Source organism: Butyrivibrio sp. (assembly GCF_015056685.1).
Taxonomy (GTDB): Bacteria; Bacillota; Clostridia; order Lachnospirales; family Lachnospiraceae; genus Butyrivibrio.
Genome location: NZ_SVFW01000008.1, coordinates 50,200 through 70,879 on the forward strand (window position 1 = coordinate 50,200; position 20,680 = coordinate 70,879).

Here is a 20,680-nt window from a genome sequence, read left to right on the forward strand (position 1 = left end):
GAAATTTATAGATATGAGTATTGCTAATGATATGTTTTCAAAAAAAGATAAGAAGATATTGAACTACATTTTGTTTGGGGTGTTGTTTTGCTTTAATCTGTATCTTGTGCTCAATCATGAGTATTGGCGCGATGAGACACAAGCATGGCTTATTGCCAAAGATTGTAAACTTACCGCTGATTCCATTTTTACAATAACAAGCTACGAGGGACATCCCATATTATGGTTTTTAGTATTGATGCCTTTTGCAAAACTTGGAATTTCAATTGAGATAATGAAGTATATTGCGCTTTTATTTGTTACAGCAGCGCTTTATATTTTGATCTTTAGGATTGATCTGCCTTTGTGGATAAAGGCAGTAATGGCATTATCTCCAACCTTTGTCGGCTTTTATGTAGCTCCATCAAGAAGCTACAGCTTAGCAGCACTTTTACTGATCTCTATCACAGCCATTTATAATAAAAAGAATGAACGTCCAATCCTGTTTGGCATATTATTGGCACTTCTATTACAGACCATTGTCATTATGGGCGGTTTCGTTGTGGCATGCGGAGTGTGCTGGTTTATAGAAACGATTCTTGAATTCAAACGAGAAAAAAAAGATGTGAGTTGGCTGATCAAACCGGCAGCAGGAATGTTTATAACGCTCTTTAGTGCTATTTTTCTTTTGTGGGAATTTAGACTTACACAGACAAATTCAGCTTCAGGAATTGCTTTTTTGACAGCGATACAGTATTTATTAAAAGAGCTTAATTTTGGCCTTCAAATGCTTTATGGAGGGTATGTTCTTGTAGCCGTGTTGATGGCGCTAGTTTGTGTTGCTATATTATTCATTTATGATAGCTATAGTAGATCACCAATTGTTATTGCTGTTGTTGGAATACTATGGCAGCTGTATATATACGCTTTTGTTTATGGAACAGGAAATCACCGTGTACTTACATGGTTATATATGGTGTATTTCATAATTATTACTACTTATTTGGCTCAGGGGCGATTTTATGAGTATATTGGTTCAGGAAAACCGGTAGTGCTGATACTTGTTGTAGCAATCACGCTGGGAGCATGGAATTACTCAGATGCTTATCTTCTTATGGAGGATCTGGATCCTGATATGTATCTGTCTAGTGGAAAAGAGGCAGCAGAAGCTATAAACCAGCTTCCTGAGGATGCAGTAATATTCATTACTTCCGCAGGCTATGATACTCCTGTAGTTGCTCAGATAGATTCAAAACATACAATCTATGATCCGTTTACCAAAGACAAAGCTTCATTTGTTATCAGAAAACCTGAGTATGATTACAGTGTTGACTATGCTACATTCATAAATACAGTAACAGAGATGTGTCCGGATGCTGACTGTGTGTATGTTGTTCTCACAACACTTGTGTGCCATGTAGATGGATTTTTTGAGATACTGGACGATGATTACGACTTCATAGAAGAGTATTACTCTTCGTCAAAAGAATGTGAATTTGAAAGTTATCTTATCGAGAAAATCAAATTGAATTAAATAATGAAAAAGCATATCAATCGCACATAACAATTTAATAAGTACTGTTTTTAGGCAATCGAGAGAATATCTTGGTTGCCTTTTTTAATGCAAAAAAGGAGGGATTTGCAGAATGGAAGAAAAACAAAAAATCTTTGGTTATGCCAGAACATCAACAAGAGAACAGAATGAGGACAGGCAAATCATTGCCTTGAAGGAGATGGGAGTTCCTGAAAAGAATATTTTCCTTGATAAACTTTCAGGAAAGAACTTTGAAAGACCCCAGTACAAGAAAATGATCAGAAAGCTTGATAATAATTCAGTTCTCTATATCAAATCTATTGACAGGCTTGGTCGTAGTTACAGGGATCTAAGTGATCAATGGAGAGTTATCACAAAGGAAAAAGGTGCTGATGTAGTTGTTATTGATATGCCAATCCTTGATACAAGAAGAGAAAAGAATTTGCTAGGGACTTTCATCAGTGATCTGATTCTTGCCTTGCTTTCATATGTTGCAGAGAGCGAGTATAGAACAATTCATCAGAGGCAGGCAGAAGGTATTGCAGCTGCAAAAGCAAGGGGATATAAGTTTGGTAGACCGCCAAAACAGTTACCGGAGAACTTCCATGATGTATATCAGAAATGGAAGTCAGGGAAAATTTCTGTTGCAGAAGCGGCTAGAGAGTGCAATATGCCAAGATCCACATTCTACTACAAAGCTAAAGTGTACAAGAATTCCACATATTTAGATAACTGAAAAAATCCAAGAAGGTGTACCTTTTTGGATTTTTTGCTATTTAATGCACACTGCTTGTTATTATATCACAACATACTGTATTCATGCACATTTTAAGACCTTTTGTAAAAGTTAATATGCAGTGTTTTTACTGTCTCAAAAGGTACACCTTTTAGATGAAGGGAATATGAAAAAAACAAAAACTGCCATTATTTCAATTTTAGCAGTGCTGATTCTTTTATGTGGCTGTTATTGTGGATATCGATTTATAAAACATGAAAAGTCACAAAGCCAGCAATTACAGGAAATGCGAGCATCTATATCATAATTGTCAGAAGAAGTGAAGCCGCTTTCATAGGAAGATGTCGAATGGTTGGATGAGGGTTATAAATATTTGGCAATTGGCAACAGCATAACAATTCATAGTATTACAAGTTTTTGGTGGAATGAAGTAGGCATGGCTGTATGCGATGCAGAACATGATTATTACCATTTGGGTTTAGATTATCTGAAAGAGAATAATAAATCCGTCAAGGGAGTTCCATATAACTTTAGTGTATGGGAAACACAAAGCCACGACAGGGATGAGACTTTAGAATACTTAGATCATTATTTAAGCACTGAATTAGATCTAGTAACTATTCAGTTGGCTGAAAATGCAAGTGATTTGACAACATATCAAGAAGACTATGTCTCATTGATTAGTTATGTAAGAGAAAAAGCACCTAATGCTCGAATTCTTGTTATTGGTGATTTTGGAGTAATGGAGATAGAAATGAACTTAAGATGAATGCTGTAGAAGAAAATGATGTAGAGTACGTTTCACTGGATGGCATTACTGATAATGAAGAATATTATTGTGGACTAAATACTATAGTTTATGACGAAAGTGGAGAAGAACATATTGTAGAACACAATGGGGTAGCAAATCACCCAGGAGATAAAGGGATGCAAGCCATAGCAGATCGGATAATTCTTGTGTTGAAGGGAGTTCAATAGTGATGACAAAAAGAAATATAAATTTAGATATAGTTAGAATACTAGCTGCTTTTATGGTTTTGTCAGTGCATATTGGGCAACATATCGGAAAAGACTTTGGGGTTGGAGCAAAAGGAGTGCAATTATTTTTTGTTTTAAGTGGATATTTGGCTTTTTCGAGTGTTCAGAATAAAACGGTTTTACAATACTATAAGTCAAGATTGATAAGAATTTTGCCGACATACTACTTTTGCCTTATATTGATTTATTTGGAAGATATTGTTAAAGCAATACATGAAGGTACATTAAGTGAAGTTTTTAAGGGTCAATGTGGTATAGGTTTCTTTCGATATGTGTTTTTTATACATTGCTTCATTCCTTCTAATAATTGGAACATGTGGAATAATCATAGTGCGCTTTGGACAATGAGTTCCTTTATTGGATTCTATTTATTAGCTCCGTGGTTATACAAGGTTATTAAAAATACTTATGTTGGTATAGCAGTTTTGTTTATGTTATTGTTTAGCAGAAACTGGATGATTAATGCAATTCAGCAAATGCTTAGCAGTTATCCTGATGAGGCGCACATAGAATATTTTTCTTCTATGAATCCATTGACTGAATTATATTGTTTTTTATTTGGCGCTGTCCTATTTATAGCGATAAAGGAATCAAAGCAGTATCTATATCTTTTGATACTACTGATCGGGATGATAATTTCATCTTTGTCATGGTATAGTTACGAGATTGTGTTTGTTATATTAGTTGCTGTCTCTGTGTTATGTGAAAACATGACATCGAATATTGCTATTTCTAAAATTATAAATTGGTTAAGTAAAGGCAGTTTTACATTATACTTAGTTCATCCTTTAGTATTAGCTGTTGAAAGTGCACTGTGGTATAAGCTGGGAATATGGAGTGAGTCATTACATGGATTAGTATTGTACACAAGTTGTATAGCTGTATCGTATTTTATTTATTATTGCATAATAAACAAGATAGAAAGAAGAATAATAAAGTAAGCAGTTTATAGAAAATGTCAAAACTCCTAAGAGGAATTTTGCAAAAACATCAGAACGAAGAAAAGGAGATTATCCCATGGAGAGATAATCTCTTTTTCTTTGCTCTGGAGCAAGAGTGCAGAGAGAAGCATTCTCTCTGCCTGTGAAAATGAGTGCACACATTTTCGCAACCGTGGGTCAAGGGAGCGGAGCTCCTTTGTCGGGTCGAGGGTGAAATCCCGCCCAGGTAGGTGAGTTGCTTGCGACACACCTACCTGGGTATTTTTTGTTACCACGCCAGTTTTATGGCTTTAAAACGGCACTTCCGCGGACAAGTTTTTTGAAAAAACTGAAACAGTTAACAAAATTTTTTAGAGCAAAGGAGAATTATTTTTATGCGAGTATCACGCCATAATGGCAGATCAGGATCACATGGAGCTTACAACCCAAAGCACAATGACAGAGGGTTTGATTTTGATAAGGCTGAGGAGATTAAAAAGGAATTTACCAAGAACAATCTCTATTGGGACTGCATCACGAGACAGGTAGTTCGTCAAGATGAAAGGACTGATGAGACTCCTTCCTTTACCGAGGTGGAGAAAGGTTTTTATGATCTTGTCTACAAAGATTATGTTGAAGGGCAGAATGCAAGAAACACTGCCGCCAGATATAAGGAGAGGAACAGGACAACGGATGATCTTAGGGAGAGTACAAAGACTTGCCCTGAGGAAACAATTTATAAGATTGGAAATATTGATAAGCATGTTGATTATGATGTCCTTGCAAAAGTGACTTTTGATTTTTTAAATCAGCTTCAGGAAAGATATGGCAAGCATATGCATATCCTTGACTGGGCTCTTCACCTTGATGAAGGTACTCCTCACATTCATGAAAGACATGTCTTTGATGTTGTAAACAAATATGGAGAACGTCAGCCCAAGCAGGAAGATGCACTTAAGGAAATGGGTTTTGAACTTCCTAATCCTGAAAAGAAATCCGGCAAGTACAACAATAGGAAGATGAGCTTTGATGCAGAATGCAGAAAATTATTTTTGGAGAGCTGCAAAAAGTTTGGACTTGAGGTTGAGGAAGAACCTATCTATGGTGGCAAGAAATATCTTGAAAAGCAGGAGTACATCATAGAAAAGTTGAACGCTGACATCAAGGATCTTTACGACACCATTGACACATGGCAGGAGATAGGAGAGAAGCTACAGGCTGAAAACGAAAGACTCACTCAGGAAAATAAAAATCTGGAGCTAAAGATCGAAGATGTTGAAGGTCTTCTCAAAGAAGTATCTGAGGTTGCTTATGATAAAGCCTGTGACACACTTGTTGATGAAACCACTGACAAGGTTAGAGAGGAAGATCTTGCAGAGATTGAACATCATAAGAAATGGCTTATGGTTCCAGAGAGAACAGCAGATAAATCTCTCAGAGATTATGCGTTTCATCAGATGGAAGTCTTGCAGAAAAATCTTGGTAAGCTTCGTGATAGGATCATAAACAGAGTCAGAAAGGCATTCAAATTGTCTGAGATGAAGGATAAGTTTATTGAGGAAATCATGGAAGAGACAAGACCGAGCACTCTTGCACTTCTGGAGAAGTATAAAGCTGAGATAAAGGAAAGGGATGCCAATACAATTTATCTCCCGAAAAAGAACAGAGGTGAGATAAGCCGTTGAGTGTGTTCAATACTGTAAGCGAAAATATTACAGCAAGACAGGTCTTTGAGTATTATGGTATCAGGGTGAACCGCTATGGGATGTGCTGTTGCCCATTCCATAGCGATAAACATCCAAGCATGAAAGTTGATACCAGATATTACTGCTTTGGATGTGGTGAAAAGGGAGAGGCAGTAGATTTTGTTTCAAAGTATTTTGGACTGGGGCTTAAGGACGCAGCAATAAAAATATGTGATGACTTCAATCTTATATATGATGAAAGCTACCATGCACCTGTGAAAAAAGGTCACTCATGAAAAGTCCCTGATCCTCAAATTTGAGGAGTCAGAAAAATATGTCTTTCGTGTTTTGTCCGACTACTTGCATCTTTTGAAAAAATGGAAAACTGAATATGCACCTAAGGATGAAAATAGTGAATGGCATCCTTATTTTTGTGAAGCTCTGAAAGAATTAGATCATGCTGAGTATATGCTTGATATTTTACTCACAGGAGATATTTCTGACAGGGCTTTTTTATTTTTTATATGCGTTAACAACTTTTATTACAGCTTTGATAACATCATTAACGTCTTCATCTGTCATCATTGGATAAAGCGGAATACTCATAATTCCTCTGTATATATCCTCAGCTACAGGGCAAAGACCTTTTTTGTAGCCTCTCTTCTTATAGAATGGGAAGTAGTATACAGGAACATAGTGCACCTGAGGCTGAACATTCTCTGCTGCAAGTGCATCAAAGAACTGTCTTCTGGTGCAGTTAAGTTTATCGAGCTTAAGCTGGATAATGTACAGATGTCTTGTGGTATCGGATTCGGGAATCTCTTTCTGAATAAACAACTCCGGGATATCCTTAAATGCCTCGTTATATTTATTTACAATCTCTTTTCTGCGTGCAGAGAACTTGTCGAGCTTATTAAGTTGGCTTATAAGAAGAGCTGCCTGAAAATCAGTCATTCTATAGTTGAATCCAAGTTCCTGCATCTCGTATACCCAAGGACCTTCCGGCTCTTCTACCATTTCGGCAGGATTTCTAACGATTCCGTGCTGTGAAGCAAGGTGGAGTTTTCTGTAGAGCTCTGGATCATTAGTTGTGATTGCTCCGCCTTCACCTGCTGTAACTGTTTTTACAGGGTGGAAACTGAAACATGTAATGTCTCCAATAGAGCCTTCAGGTCTTCCTTTGTATTTTGTGCCAATAGCATGAGCTGCATCAATAATAAGAGTGAGACCATGTTTGTCACAGATTTCTCTGATCCTATCATGCTCAACAGCCTGACCTGTGAAATCAACGGCTACAACAGCCTTTGTTTTTTCAGTGATATGAGCCTCAATGCTATCAGGATCAATGTTGTAAGTCTCAGGATTAACGTCAGCAAAAACAGGTGTAGCACCTACATATACTGCGCAATTTGCTGATGCAGCAAAGGTAAGAGGAGTTGTAATAACCTCATCACCTTCTCCAAGACCTGCTGCAATACACGCACAGTGAAGAGCTGCAGTTCCGTTACAAACAGATACAGCGTATTTTGCACCGGTTACTTCGCAGATTTTTTGCTCAAGAGCTGTAACAGTGGGGCCACAAGTAAGGTAATCACCTGTGAGTACTTTTGAAACAGCTTCAACATCTTTTTCGTCAACCCATTGACGACCATAATATATCTTTTCTTTTCTAATTGGCGTTCCGCCATCTATAGCAAGTTTTTCCAAGATTAAATCCTTCTTTCTGATTCATTTCTGACATTTATTGTTATCAAACATGATACATCTTTTAGCTTTGAATGTAAAAAGCTTATCAAATACCCTTCTTTATCGGATTTTTCTCTATTAGATGCATATACATAGCCACAATAGTGGGCATCAAATAGAATATTGCCCAAGAATATCTGGGCTGATCAACAATCATAGGAGCAAGGAATATAAATATAAATGAAAGCCACAAAGGAACGAGGGCTAGTCTATATTCCTTAAGACCATTTCTTTTTAAGAAAAGAGAAATAGCAAACATCAAAAATACGTAGGCGCACAGATTGCTTAAGGTTGAGATTATCGGCATCTGATTAAGCATTCTGTACAGGCTGCAGATTGTAATTGCAAGTCCGTCGATAGGTTCAGGTATATGAAGATTTAAGTAATCTTTCAGCTCATCTGTAGCAACACCGATTCCGGCATTTACATCCTGGTTATATACTACATTGTCGAAATCCGGCATGAACACATAATAGCTTTGGTTCCATGTGGCTTCGATATAGCAAAGAGGGTGTTTGAAGAACATCAAAAACCATACTTTGAAATATCTAAGCAATTGCTGCGTGTTTTCGGCATGATATTCGGCTTTTACAGAATCTGAACAGTCAGGATGGTAGTCTGTATAGAGCCATTCATAATCTAAAACATCCCCAATAGCTTCATATTCTTCCTGAGTAAATTCGTCCCTGTAATAGTGGTAGTATCTGGCCGTTTGCTGGAAGGGAAGAGAAAACATATCTTGCTGTTTTATCTCCACAACGTTGAAGGCTTTGATTATTCCTTTTTCAAGGCCGGATGACAAAAGCACGGGCATGATCAGCATCAAAATAAGGGCTAAAGATATCTTTATCTCTGTTTTATGTCTGATGTACTTAACGATGGAAATTACCATCCAGATAACAAGGGTTCCAAGGTAGATATGCAGTCCATTTTTTCTATAGGATGTCATGAGAAAAGCACCAATTATCCACAGAATTATAAGTTGTTTATCCTCCTTGAATGAGAAAGAGTCTTTTTTTCTGACTATAACATCTATAAATGTAAGTCCCCACAAAACATATCCAACCATATGCGGATAGTCTTTAATAGCCCATGCTGCATTTCCTGTAAAATAAGGCGTTACTGTGTATAGGAAGATCGCAAGTAGTCTGAACCATTTTGGAGTATTCCATTTTTTCATAAATAAAAGCGTATATGAAAGAACAGCTGCCATAGCGATGGCCTGGAGAATACAGTAAATAAACAGCCCGACATTAGCACTACCGAGAACCTTTACCCCAAACTCAACAAAAATACCGACGGTCATGGTGTGGATTATAGGCTGGTTGGTTGCCAATTGAGTTTGACCGAAATACTGATTCAGCTGTGCCCAGTTATCATCGCTGAGCGCACCAGGGTAGCGGCAGATAAGATGAGGAAGCCAGGCTATCACAATAAGTATCCACATAAAAATAAATGGATGCCTATGGTAATGAGAGTACAGTTTTCTCTTAATTTTATAATTACTAAGAGTACCGGAACCGAGCAATGATTGAACTTTCCATGGGTTATCAAGTACCCATAATGTAAATTTGGTTATGGCCAGGTACAGATAATAAAAACCAATTATAAGGATGAGGGTCTTGATTACATTAAATTTCGGAGTCCAAAGGCTAGACAAAGAATCATTGTATCTAAAAGCTTTACCACCTGTGTACATAACAGAGAAAAATAGCGCCAGCAGCTTGCCGCCCTTTATGTCTGTGCTATTCAATACTTTGTAGTATGCGTATGCCAGTGCAAGACCTATTATCATTATCAGAAAAGCATTACCTGCAAATGTACTATTTAGCTGCTCAAACAGCTCAAAAATGATATTGATCAAAGGAGATACAATATGCGATTCATAGGGCGATGGCGTATCAAGACTGATAAAAAACGCACTTGCAGAAAATAGCCCGGCGATCATGCATTTTAACTTTGAATAGTTATTCTTCATATACTTTGTGTTCCTCAATTCTTGTCACTTCATGGGAGTCTGCATCAATGTGTATTACTCTGAGATCAAAATCCCTGTCGAACGCATTTTCAGTAATTATCTCTTTATCATCTAAGTATACTCCACAAGAACCATCATCTGCCTGATAGTAGATCAGATTTCCTATTTCGGTTTCATAGGTCCCTCCGGCGAAGAAATCGTTGCAGAATGAGAACTCATCATTATCAAGCATAATTATAAGGTCAGTGGACTCTCCGAGGCCTAATGCGTCTTCAGCAATAGATTCACCATTAAATTCATTATATTGATCAATTAACTGGCTTTTTAAAGAAACTTTTTCTGATACATAATCAGATGGGATTCCCCATTTGGATAGAAGCTCATAATAATACTCCTCATCCCAAAGATCAGGATTATTTATCTCAAGAAGAACCAGCTCATTAGGATCAGAAAATAGTTGAGATACGCAATCATAAATAATATCGCTGCCAAAAGTCAGCTTTTCATACTCATAATCAGGATCCACAGTGAGATTATCAACATAATCATCCATTGCAGATAGTCTGTCGAGTACATAATTCTTAAATTCATCCAGATTCAACTGAGAACCACTTATGTAGCTGCCTTCAGGCCAGCATTCTTTTTCACGCAGATAAGCACCTGATGAAAAGATATCTTTTTCGTATGAGTCAAGCATGGTCAGAACAGTAGCATCGGACCAGGTGGTTTGACGCAGCTTTTTATACTTTTTTTGTATCTGTGAAATTGTTGTTTCAGGCTCTAGCTGCAATAACTCGTAAAAGGCTTCATAATCAAATTCAAAATTTGTAGCAGGCGTGATGGGGTCTTTTTCCCAGTGGGTCGTTGAACCCCATGTAAGATCCATGTCCCACGGAATATATAGTCCTTTAAGGGAATTGTTTCCATTAAAGATCGCCAGGTTCTGGTTTTTATATATGTTATCCCAACCCTGGATCAGATTTATATATAAAAAGAAATCAATAGCGTTATCAATATCGATGAGATCTTTTAGCTCATCAGGCTTATCATGGAACATGTCGGTTTGAATCAGATATTCACGCAAGAGTGAAAAACTGTCGTTATCGTGCTTGCTTTGAATTCTGAAAGAAGAAGGTGCACCATCAGATTCCAGGAGAAGAGTATTCTCATATCCCATGAGACGTCTGTACATAACAGCATTTGTATTATCTTTGGTTATTCCAATTTGTGTTGCCTGCATAGGATAGCCAAGTGCGTACAAGCCACTGTATTCACCATTTAAAAACAGCTCTACATACTTATATTCTGTTCCAGTGTCGAGGTTGTTGTAATTGTCAGTTGCTACAGAATTTTTCCATAAATTTGTAGAAAAAATATTTCGCACTTTTTCCGGGTCATCATAGATGCAGTATAGTATCCAGTCTTCATCTTTCCTTAAACCTAAAAGAGATACCTTGTTGTTTTTTACGTTGCCATTTTTCTGAGTGTAAGAAAGAGAAAGCCTGTATGACTTTTTTTGATAGATAAGTGATGAAGCCCCTCTTACATGAATAGTACCATCGGAAGTAATAACTTTTTCAGAGGCGCCGATACTGTTATCATATATATGAAACTTCATAGTTGTTGATTCTTCTTTTGACTCAGAAATATCAGAATCAGTATTGATAGAAATAACAGGAAGAGTTGTGCATTTAAGTGCAGAGCTATAATAGTAAGAATCATTATAAACAACAAAAGAAATAGCATTATTTTTTGCTATGTCATCAGAATTGATACTGTTATTAAATGCTATTTTTAGATCTGGGCTATCTGAAATGACATTTACTTCAGGATTGTATGAATGAGAGCTGCCCTGAATCAGAGAATAGAAATAGTAATCGCCATTTGTGGCATATATGAGCTCTTGGTCATCGAACATAATAGAGCTAAAAAGAGTATCACAAAAAGTTCTTGAAGAGACAATGTCATTAATTGTTTCGTCATCTGTAACCAGATCATTGTAAGATGAACCGACATTTTTGCCCAAGAATAAGTATATTCCTGCGCAGAGCAGGAATATAAGTATGATGATTTGAATTGTTCGTTTAGTGTTTTTTGTCATAGTGTTAATGTTTTATAAGACCAAAAATATATTTTAAACTGTGGATATTTTACTATTTGTTTAGTTATTGAGCAATATGTGTGTGATTGTGGAAACATTGGCATATATTTGGTATAGTATAATATCGAGGTTTTATTAATGAATAGATATAAAAAAGCGAAGAAAAAATAAAAAATATATATGGTTGGATAGAGCAGTTGTATCTGTTGTTATACTCTATTTTATTTTTACAGCCTTTGTTTTTAAAGATATGACGACTCAGCATTATGACGTTATTACTCATAAGCCAAATACAAGACTATCTTCTGTTTGGCTTGACTCTGTTCCATATCATCAGCAATTCCAAGCAAACAAAATTGTAGGGATAAGGCTATATCTCAGTAATCCATACAATGTATCTGAAGGTGTTGTTTCAGTTAAGATTGGAAATCAGGAGACAGGGAAAGCACTATATGAAAGTGAAATACTTGTCACAGAGATCTCAGACAGCTCTCTTGAGGATTATATAGATATAATTCCGGAAGATATTACATTTGAAGATGATGTGGTATATTACGTTGAGCTAGATGCCCTAAGCTGTGCAGATAAGACAATAAAAGCATACCTTGGAGCCATGAGTACATATGGTGTAAGCCATGCCGGAGATGAGAGTGATCTTTCGAATAAGATGCTTTGTTTTGAAGTTATCCAGAAAATCATTCCATTCTCTTTCATAATATGGGTTTTTATTACAAGTCTTGTTGTGATGATGCTTATTTTTGTTTTTTCAAAAAACAAGCGTAAGGAGAACTAACATGACATTCAGTTGCCTACATCTCTTGAAAGTAAGTTAATCATCCCTGTACTGTTGTTAATATGGCTATTTGGAGCAGGAGTATTATCGGTTGATAAGTTTACAACTAAGACAGAAAATCTGCATGATGAGAGTCTTGCCAGTGGATATGAGCTTGCAGAACACTCCGGTTACAGTCAGCAGTTTACTGTTAAACGTAAGGATTTAAAAGAAATCCATGTTTCACTGGAAAACTTTTTTGAAAACGTAGGGACTTTTGTTCTATCGATTCAGAAAGGGCAGGATGAGATTGTTCAGTCAGTTCAGAGTGTGGAATTTGATAAAATAGATGGTTTATACTATATTTGGGATGTTTCTGGACTTGGCTTGGAAAAAGGCGATACTTATGACCTTTATATCTATACCGGATTCATTGGAGAAGATGAGGAGAATCCAGTGATCAAGAGGATAGAATATATTTATACAAAATAAGGATTGTTTGATATGGATAATATCCGAAAGATAGACAGAAAAAACATTTCAAATACTCTGTACTACGTGGCACTTACTATTGAACTTTTTTTTATGTTGCTTGAGAAGAGCGAAATTTCAATTCCTTTCATCAGTCATGTTTTCAGAGTAACATTTCTTTTGACACTTATTGCAGTGCTGATCATGAAGCATGATAAAAAGGAATGGCTGATCATTATAGCTACATTTTGTTTTACTTTCATATGCTACAGGATAACGGGGAGAAATGAACTTTTAAGATTTTCGATGTTTGTGTTTGCTGCCAAAGATATTAACCTTGAGAAGACTATGAAGTATTGGTTTTATTTCTGTCTGGCAGGGTTCATTCTTATTACAGCTTTATCTTTGATCGGAGTTATGGGAGATGTCTATGTTGATGCAGATTTCGGAAGAGGCAGCGTAGAACGAAGATACACTCTTGGCTTTGGTCACCCCAATACTCTATGTGGTTGTGCGTATGTGATTTTACTGCTATGGCTGTGGCTTTATGGTAAAAGAGCCGGAATTGTTAGCTATTTGGCATGGATAGTCGGTACTATTGTTTTGTATAAATTTAGTGTTTCCAGGACAATTATATTGATATTTATGATGACAATTGCTCTTGCGATGATAGTAAGATTTATTCCGGTGATCAAAGAAAAAAAACTCGTATATATTTTGGCAGGATTAGTTTCACCTGGCATGTGCGTGCTCATCTCTGTTGTGGCAGCAATTGCCAGCAAATATCGTTGGACTGTTCTGGATAATGGAGAAGTGATTTGGCAAACAGGGAATGAATTAGTTGCAAAGCTTGATGAGATTTTAAATGGAAGAATCGCAAATCTTTATTATGATTCACAGACCCATGAAGGAGCTGTTGAGACCTGGAAGTTTTTTTCTGATAGGAATAGCGACAGAATTTTTGATATGGGCTGGGTTAGATTGTACTATTGGTATGGAATTGTTCCTGCAACAGTTGTAGTTATACTTATTCTGCTGTTGATATATCTTTGCTACAAAGAAAAGGATATTTGGACTGTTCTTATTGTGTTCTCCCTTGGTGTTTACACAATAATTGAGGCAACTTTTGTTTCAAGGTATATTGGGAGAAATCTACTGATACCAATAGCTGCGGCATATTTATACAGAACTTTGCAAAAAAGGTATAGTGAGTTTTAAGATGTTAAAAATTTTTGGGAGAGAGATGGATGATATTCTTCTTAATCTAGAGACTTTCTTGGTTCATATAACTGACACCGATGTGTGATAAAACGTGTATAATATATGGGAATTGTCTTTAGAAAAGGTAAAATAATGCCTGTATATGATAAAAAGTTATTAGAATGCGGTGGAGAGATAATCAGCTCATTTGATCGTGACAGTGTAACAAATATAGGCTATGATTTGTCGACGGAAAAGTATACCGTTGTAGAAAAGATGAAAAATATAAGTGTAAGTTTATGCCCTGTGAGTCTGCATTTGTTATGAGCCGAGAAAGTAAAAATTACCCAACGATATAATAGCCAAAAGGGTTTGGCGGAATAATAGGCTCAGACAATGCTTGACGTTGGATGCACCAATATATCAGCCGGGACATGAAATTAAATTAGTAGTATTAAAAATGTTGAGAAGCACATTTATAGTAATGTGTTGGCAATAATGGCTGTTTTTGTGAGAGTATTTAGCCTTTTGAATTTAAATGCTTCTTTTTATGGTTCAGAGCTTGATACAAAAGTACTGCTAATTCTTAATTTGTCGATAAGTGATTCAGTTAGCATGATGATTTAGGTGCTGTTATGATATGAGAAAAAGTATGGAATAGTCAATGGCGATGTTTCAAACACCGCCATTTTACTGTTTTGAAGTTTGTCTGTGTGCCACATTACGTTTTTTACAGTATTTCCAAGGGGAAAGATTATATAGTAATAAGCACAAAATAGTATTTGAGCTTTTGGGATTATTATTGCATTACTTTGCTGGAATAGTATATGCATTGTATATGTTCGGGAAATAACTATATATCATTTTGAGGCGATATGATATGAATAAGTATAAAAGTATTGATTCTTATAATATAATTATAGTGTTTTTGGCCACTTTACTTGCGTGCTCTATCAGCATTTTAGGTGGGGAGCTGGACTATGCAGGAAATGATGATGCTTTTCGCAATTTAGTTAGTGTAGGTGCTTTTGGGCCTATGTATAACTACTATATTCCTTTCAGTAATATACTCTATGGAATTCCTATTGCATTATTTAATAGACTGTTTCCATTAATAAATTGGTATTATTGGACAATGATAGTATTGAGTATGATTTCAATTGCGTCATTATGTGTGATTTTATTTTATAGACATTCAAAGATAATTGCGTTTTTGGGGAGCTTTTTGATAAATATAATATTTTCTAGAGATTACTATGTTGCAGTACAGTTTACCAAAACTGCATCACTATGGATTGCATGTGGCATTGGACTTGTTTTTATTTCGATGAGAAATAGAGATAAGTGTTGGATTTTAGGAACTATATTATTCTTATTTGGCGCTGGATCAAGGATGGATTGTCTATATATGATGATGCCATTTATAATGGCTTTTTGTGCAATATTTTTCTTGATGAACAGAAAGAAGCTGAAGAAAGAAAACATTTTAATCTTCGCTGTAAGAACATTAGTGTTAGTTTTGACTGTGGTAGTATTGCTTGCTTCTGAAATGGTGTTTAGGGCTATAAATCCAGAATGGAATGAATATTGGAGTTATAACAGTGCCAGTGCATATCTTAGAGATCATATGAGTATTAATTATGATCACGACCCGGAAAGATATGAAAAAATAAAAACTGGCTACAATGATATAGAACTATATAATCAGTGGATATTTGGCGATTTAGATTTTTATAACAGGGGATGGCTGTATGACGTTATAGATATTGAGAGAAAACATAACAATAATCAAATCAACTTGAACTTAAGCACATTAAAAGAGACTGTTGTTAATTTGACAAATGCTCATGAGAGGATTCCTGGGTTGAGCAAATTGATATTGGTATCAGCATTTTGCTTGATATTGTTGTTATTTCTTTTGGGGAATAAGTATTCAAAGCTTTATGCCTTATTTAATGTTTTTTGCGTTTATACGATATATTGGTATTTTACTTGCGTAAACAGGTTTATGTGGAGAGCGGAGTGTGGCACATATGTTGCAGTAATAGTTTTTTCAATCGTATATATCTGCATTAGTGAGAATGAAAAGTCTATTATCAGATATATAAATGGTGAAAAGGCAAAGAAATTGCTTATTATAGCAGGGAGTATAGCAGTAATAGTTTTTATTTGGAATAATATTTATGAATGGCGATATACTAAGGAAAAAAGTATTGTTGCACATGAAGCAGATATAACAGGAAGACTATACTCTTTTTTGAGTGATAAAGATAATTTTTATATGCTAACTGATTTTTATGTAACAAATAATCCTGTGAGTATTACTCGCGCTAAGTATGGGAGCATATTTGAAAATTCGGCATACTTGGGCAATTGGATATTCCCATCGCCTGATTCATTATATTATTGCACACAGAGAGGCATAAAGAACCCGATGAAAGCGCTTGTTGATGATAAAGTTTACTTACATTGCTCAAATTCAGAAGTTGCTGAAATGATTAGACGACATTTGTGCAAGTGCCTTTCGAAAAATCTGGAATTGATTCAAGTTGACGATGAACTATGGGATATAAAAGAAATATATGTAATAAAGGAATAAATATGACGGTGAACGAAAAAAACGAAAGGAAGAACCTAGTGCTGTGTTTTGCGCTTGCAATAATTTTGTTTATTTCATTGTTTCCTGTTTTTATTGTCGCAGAATATGACTGTGCAGCAGGGGATGATTATAATTACGGTGCTAGGGCGCATTTAGCATATTTGGCTATGGGGTCAGTGATGGATGCCATAAAGGCAGCAGCTGAAACCACAGTCGCAACTTGGTATGGATGGCAAGGAACCTGGTTTGACTGTTTTGTTTTTTGCCTTCATCCGGAAGTGTTTTCTGATTCAGCGTATGTTATTGTTCCATATATATTTGTAGTTATGCAGGTCATCAGTTTCTTGATATTTGCACATCACTTTATAAAGACAAGGTGGAAGCTTGGAAAGTATTTGTGGCTTGAAGTAGGGCTTATCTTTCTGATTTTCTCTTTTCAGCTTGTGCCGTCACAGAAATCGGCTATTTTCTGGTGGGTAGGTTCTGTACACTATGCTATGCCAATGTGTATGACATTGATAAGCATAGTACTAGCGGATAGATATTTACTTGAGCATGGAACAATAGATTTGATTGCTCTTATAATTTTAGCTACTTTGCTAGGTGGGGCGACTTACCCTGCAATTATACTTACTACCCTTTCGATTTTTCTAATGTGGCTTAGCAAGGCGGTAATCTCAAAGAATAGGGATAAGCGAGACTTTGCATTGATGATACCCTTTTTACTCGAAATGATAGGATTTGTAATCAGTGTTATAGCACCGGGAAATGCTGTAAGAAGTGCATCAGATTTAGAAAATGGGGCACAACCTTCCGGCGGGGCTGCTGCAACGATAGTAAAAAGCATTATTTTTTCAGTTCAAGATGCATTTGAATACTTTATAGCTGAGAAAACATTTGTGGTTATTGCTTTGATTTTTATTGGAGCTATAACCTATTATGCAGTGTATGAATTGAGAAAAGGCAAATCTACTGAGATAACTAATATACAAGATGTTTTTTCTCACCCTGTTTTATTTTCGGTTACACTTTTTCTTTTAAATGCAAGTGTTTATGCTCCAAGACTATATGCAGGAGGAGAAGTCTCCTCTGGTTATTTCAACTTTAACTTTTGGACATTTTTCGTTTGCTCATCAGCTTTGGCTATTTATCTTGTTTCTTATACTACTTTTAAATGTACTGAACAAAATGAAATAGTTAGTGATGGTCAAGTTTCGAAAAAGAAAGGCGTAAGAAAACGTGTAGTTGTAATTGGTATTAGTATAGTAGTTGTGATGATTGCTTTCTTTGGCAGACATGGGGTAAAAAAATATACAGATTATGTATGCTTAGAGTATTATCTGTCGGGACAGGCAGATGATTATAAAGAGCAAATGAAACTTCAAAGAATGCTTATGACAGAAGAGGAAGTGGACGATGTGATCGTTCCTGAAGTTAATAACGAGCAGGGACCTTTAATGCAAATGCCTATTGTTGCAGATCCGGATAATGTGGATAATTATATGACTGCAAGCTTTTATGGGAAGAATAGTTGCAGAGCTATTCCGAGGAAGGAATGGATAGAGAAATTCGGTGAGAGGTACGGAATAGAATAGATGGAGTATATACAGGCTTTTCTATTTACATCAAAATATATTTTGGGAAGAAGTGGCAATACAGATATTTTTTATTTGTTTTCTGCATTTGCGCTTCTTTTCTATGCGTGGAAAAGACATGATAAATTGGCTTATATACTAAAATTGCTGGTGCCATTCATTGTTCTTACATTTATTATGGCTTATTTGTATCCATGGACTTGGGTTAATCGTTCGTTTATTTTCCTCGCAAAGATGGCTCTTAATGTCACACTTATGGTGTTCGTTGCCTACAACTGCAGAAGATGGAAAATGTTCAGATTCGTTGGGACAATTGTATGGATCCATGGGATGGAGACAGTTGTTGCATTGCTTTTTAGGGATTCAGCTTTGTGGGCACCAGAGGAATTTGTTGATGGCATAGTTGCAGCATCCAGATTAAGACTTTTTTATATTAATGCTGGTGCACTTGCTTTTGCTTCAGGACTTGTGCTTGTTATGTTGGTTTATCAGATCATGACAGAGGAAGTTTTTTGGAAGCAGGCAGTTGGCGCTGTAGTAATGATAATTGATTTATACCTTTCATATGGAATAGGTGGAATTACCTGTGCATTTATAGCGATCTTTTCCATGTTGTGCGTTGGATATGTGCATAAAGCTAAAAAAGGCGACAATAGAGTATTAAAGCGATATAAAAATGCATCTTTGTTTATGGCTGTAGTTACAGTTGTAGCCTTATTACTAAACCAGACATACCTAGGACGTATCAGAGGAATAGTTAGTGGAACAGATTCTTTGGTCAACCAAAAAATAGTTATTCCGATAGCAAAACTAGGCCACGTGCTCGATGAAACATATTTTCTTGGAGTGGGATTTGGAAATGGAAATACGCCGTTTGCACTTAACCTTATTGATAGTGACATTGCGTTTCCAAATTCTTTCCTTCGCATTATCGCTGAGGGAGGCATATTTGGTATCCTGTTAGTTCTAATATGTGTATTTGGGTTAGGATTCTTTTGCTTTAAACATGGTAATAATATAGATAAGGCCCTTTTTATCTATATCACGATTTATCAGATGACTGGTGGATATTTTACAGATCCGACTAATTTTTTCATATATGGATGGATACTGGGCGATTGCTTTTACAATATCGTTGATGCTACTGGAAGTTGTCCTATAAAGCTTTTTATTCCTGCTCATAAGGATAAGTTTAAAATCGCCATGATTGGGCATAAGCGTATTCCTAGCAGAGAAGGTGGAGTAGAGATAGTAGTTGAAGAGCTATCTACAAGAATGGTGAAGATGGGACATGAAGTTGATGCTTATAATAGAAGTGGACATCATGTTTCTGGAAATGAGTTTAATCTCGCTGATTATGACAATTTAAAATCATATGAGGGAGTTGGTATTGTAAGAATTCCGACTATTCAGAAAAAGGGAATTGCTGCATTGGTTTATTCTTTTATTGCTAGTATAGTGGTTTCATTTAAAAATTATGACGTTATTCATTACCACGCAGAAGGTCCTTGTGCATTCATGTGGATACCATCCTTGTTTGGAATAAAAACTGTTGCAACAATCCATGGGCTTGATTGGGCAAGAAATGGTAAATGGGGATCAATGGCATCTTCATTTATAAAGTTTGGAGAAAAAGTTGCTGTGGAGTTTTCTGATAGCATGATAGTTTTGAGCAGGCATGTACAGCAATATTTCCTTGAAAACTATAATAGAGAAACCAATCTAATTCCTAATGGAGTGGAGAGACCTGAAAGAAAGGCAGCAGATATAATAACTTCAAAGTATGGACTAAAAGGTGATGATTATATATTGTCTCTTTCAAGGCTTACAAGAGAGAAACGAATTGATTTAATTATAGATGCATTCAAAGAACTTGATACAGAAAAGAAGCTTGTAATTGCAGGTGGAAGTAGCGATTCCAGTGAGTATGTAGAGTCTTTAAAGAAATTAGCATCAGATGATGATAGAATCATATTCACAGGTTTTGTGCAGGGTGATGAAATGGCAGAGTTATATAGTAATGCTTACCTGTACTGCCTTCCAAGTGAACTTGAAGGTATGCCACTTAGTCTTTTAGAGGCTATGAGTTATGGAAATTGCTGTCTTGTTTCTGATATAGCTGAAAATGTAGATGTTGTGAGAGATAAGGGCGTTTCGTTTAGGACAAACGATGAAGAAGATTTAGTTAGAAAACTGAGTGAGCTAATTAACAATCGAGAGGTGGTTGATAAGTGTAAAGCTCAGGCAGCTGACTATGTTTGCGGAAAATACAATTGGGATGATATAGCTAAAGAGACAGTTGGCTTATATCTTTAAGGTATCTGGT

16 protein-coding genes are annotated in these 20,680 nt (G+C 36.1%); 13 read left to right on the forward strand and 3 right to left on the reverse strand.

Going from position 1 to position 20,680, the window contains the following annotated elements:
• Positions 1-13 precede the first annotated feature (13 nt).
• The 7 genes from E7303_RS04410 (at position 14) to E7303_RS04440 (ending at position 6,188) form a co-directional block, all read left to right on the forward strand.
• Positions 14-1,513, forward strand: a complete 1,500-nt coding sequence (locus E7303_RS04410; RefSeq protein WP_292144021.1) for a hypothetical protein — start codon at positions 14-16, stop codon at positions 1,511-1,513.
• A 112-nt stretch (positions 1,514-1,625) separates the two neighbouring features.
• The gene (locus tag E7303_RS04415; protein WP_292144022.1) at positions 1,626-2,249 is read left to right on the forward strand and encodes a recombinase family protein; all 624 of its coding nucleotides are present in this window, start codon (positions 1,626-1,628) and stop codon (positions 2,247-2,249) included.
• A gap of 352 nt (positions 2,250-2,601) precedes the next feature.
• Positions 2,602-3,018: an SGNH/GDSL hydrolase family protein gene (locus tag E7303_RS04420; RefSeq protein ID WP_292144023.1), complete on the forward strand. Its 417-nt coding sequence runs from the start codon at positions 2,602-2,604 to the stop codon at positions 3,016-3,018.
• Positions 3,015-3,227 (forward strand): hypothetical protein, encoded by a 213-nt coding sequence (locus E7303_RS04425; RefSeq protein WP_292144024.1) that lies wholly within the window; start codon positions 3,015-3,017, stop codon positions 3,225-3,227. The genes E7303_RS04420 and E7303_RS04425 overlap by 4 nt, the downstream gene beginning before the upstream one ends.
• 2 nt (positions 3,228-3,229) lie before the next feature.
• Positions 3,230-4,228, forward strand: a complete 999-nt coding sequence (locus E7303_RS04430; RefSeq protein ID WP_292144025.1) for an acyltransferase family protein — start codon at positions 3,230-3,232, stop codon at positions 4,226-4,228.
• A gap of 374 nt (positions 4,229-4,602) precedes the next feature.
• Positions 4,603-5,892 (forward strand): serine/arginine repetitive matrix protein 2, encoded by a 1,290-nt coding sequence (locus tag E7303_RS04435; RefSeq protein ID WP_292144026.1) that lies wholly within the window; start codon positions 4,603-4,605, stop codon positions 5,890-5,892.
• A 2-nt stretch (positions 5,893-5,894) separates the two neighbouring features.
• Complete coding sequence (locus E7303_RS04440; RefSeq protein ID WP_292144055.1) at positions 5,895-6,188, forward strand: CHC2 zinc finger domain-containing protein; 294 nt, start codon at positions 5,895-5,897, stop codon at positions 6,186-6,188.
• 217 nt (positions 6,189-6,405) lie between these two features.
• Here the strand turns inward: E7303_RS04440 and pseC are convergent, their stop codons facing one another.
• From pseC to E7303_RS04455, 3 genes are all read right to left on the reverse strand, one after another.
• Positions 6,406-7,599 (reverse strand): UDP-4-amino-4,6-dideoxy-N-acetyl-beta-L-altrosamine transaminase, encoded by a 1,194-nt coding sequence (pseC, locus tag E7303_RS04445; protein WP_292144027.1) that lies wholly within the window; start codon positions 7,597-7,599, stop codon positions 6,406-6,408.
• A gap of 85 nt (positions 7,600-7,684) precedes the next feature.
• On the reverse strand, positions 7,685-9,616 hold the full coding sequence (locus E7303_RS04450; protein WP_292144028.1) for a DUF6020 family protein: 1,932 nt from the start codon (positions 9,614-9,616) through the stop codon (positions 7,685-7,687).
• Positions 9,606-11,642 carry a CotH kinase family protein gene (locus E7303_RS04455; RefSeq protein ID WP_292144029.1) on the reverse strand — a complete coding sequence of 679 codons (2,037 nt, stop codon included), beginning with the start codon at positions 11,640-11,642 and terminating at the stop codon, positions 9,606-9,608. Before E7303_RS04455 ends, E7303_RS04450 begins: the two co-directional genes overlap by 11 nt.
• A gap of 259 nt (positions 11,643-11,901) precedes the next feature.
• Between E7303_RS04455 and E7303_RS04460 the strand changes: the two genes are divergently transcribed.
• The 6 genes from E7303_RS04460 to E7303_RS17985 all read left to right on the forward strand — a co-directional run bounded on the left by E7303_RS04460 (position 11,902) and on the right by E7303_RS17985 (position 20,670).
• Positions 11,902-12,510: a hypothetical protein gene (locus E7303_RS04460; RefSeq protein WP_292144030.1), complete on the forward strand. Its 609-nt coding sequence runs from the start codon at positions 11,902-11,904 to the stop codon at positions 12,508-12,510.
• A 12-nt stretch (positions 12,511-12,522) separates the two neighbouring features.
• A complete protein-coding gene (locus E7303_RS04465) occupies positions 12,523-12,981 on the forward strand; it encodes a hypothetical protein (protein WP_292144031.1) in 459 nt (152 codons plus the stop codon).
• A 12-nt stretch (positions 12,982-12,993) separates the two neighbouring features.
• Positions 12,994-14,178 (forward strand): hypothetical protein, encoded by a 1,185-nt coding sequence (locus E7303_RS04470; RefSeq protein ID WP_292144032.1) that lies wholly within the window; start codon positions 12,994-12,996, stop codon positions 14,176-14,178.
• A gap of 862 nt (positions 14,179-15,040) precedes the next feature.
• On the forward strand, positions 15,041-16,759 hold the full coding sequence (locus E7303_RS04475; protein WP_292144033.1) for a hypothetical protein: 1,719 nt from the start codon (positions 15,041-15,043) through the stop codon (positions 16,757-16,759).
• Positions 16,723-18,354: a hypothetical protein gene (locus E7303_RS04480; RefSeq protein WP_292144034.1), complete on the forward strand. Its 1,632-nt coding sequence runs from the start codon at positions 16,723-16,725 to the stop codon at positions 18,352-18,354. The genes E7303_RS04475 and E7303_RS04480 overlap by 37 nt, the downstream gene beginning before the upstream one ends.
• Positions 18,355-20,670 carry a glycosyltransferase family 4 protein gene (locus E7303_RS17985; RefSeq protein WP_330601618.1) on the forward strand — a complete coding sequence of 772 codons (2,316 nt, stop codon included), beginning with the start codon at positions 18,355-18,357 and terminating at the stop codon, positions 20,668-20,670.
• Positions 20,671-20,680 lie beyond the last annotated feature (10 nt).

Excerpts from the sequence above, each read along its gene's own strand:
- E7303_RS04410 (WP_292144021.1), top strand. The coding sequence starts at position 14 with ATGAGTATTGCTAATGATATGTTTTCAAAAAAAGATAAGAAGATATTG.
- E7303_RS04415 (WP_292144022.1), top strand. The coding sequence starts at position 1,626 with ATGGAAGAAAAACAAAAAATCTTTGGTTATGCCAGAACATCAACAAGA.
- E7303_RS04425 (WP_292144024.1), top strand. The coding sequence starts at position 3,015 with ATGAATGCTGTAGAAGAAAATGATGTAGAGTACGTTTCACTGGATGGC.
- E7303_RS04430 (WP_292144025.1), top strand. The coding sequence starts at position 3,230 with ATGACAAAAAGAAATATAAATTTAGATATAGTTAGAATACTAGCTGCT.
- E7303_RS04435 (WP_292144026.1), top strand. The coding sequence starts at position 4,603 with ATGCGAGTATCACGCCATAATGGCAGATCAGGATCACATGGAGCTTAC.
- E7303_RS04450 (WP_292144028.1), bottom strand. The coding sequence starts at position 9,616 with ATGAAGAATAACTATTCAAAGTTAAAATGCATGATCGCCGGGCTATTT.
- E7303_RS04470 (WP_292144032.1), top strand. The coding sequence starts at position 12,994 with ATGGATAATATCCGAAAGATAGACAGAAAAAACATTTCAAATACTCTG.
- E7303_RS04475 (WP_292144033.1), top strand. The coding sequence starts at position 15,041 with ATGAATAAGTATAAAAGTATTGATTCTTATAATATAATTATAGTGTTT.
- E7303_RS04480 (WP_292144034.1), top strand. The coding sequence starts at position 16,723 with ATGGGATATAAAAGAAATATATGTAATAAAGGAATAAATATGACGGTG.
- E7303_RS17985 (WP_330601618.1), top strand. The coding sequence starts at position 18,355 with ATGGAGTATATACAGGCTTTTCTATTTACATCAAAATATATTTTGGGA.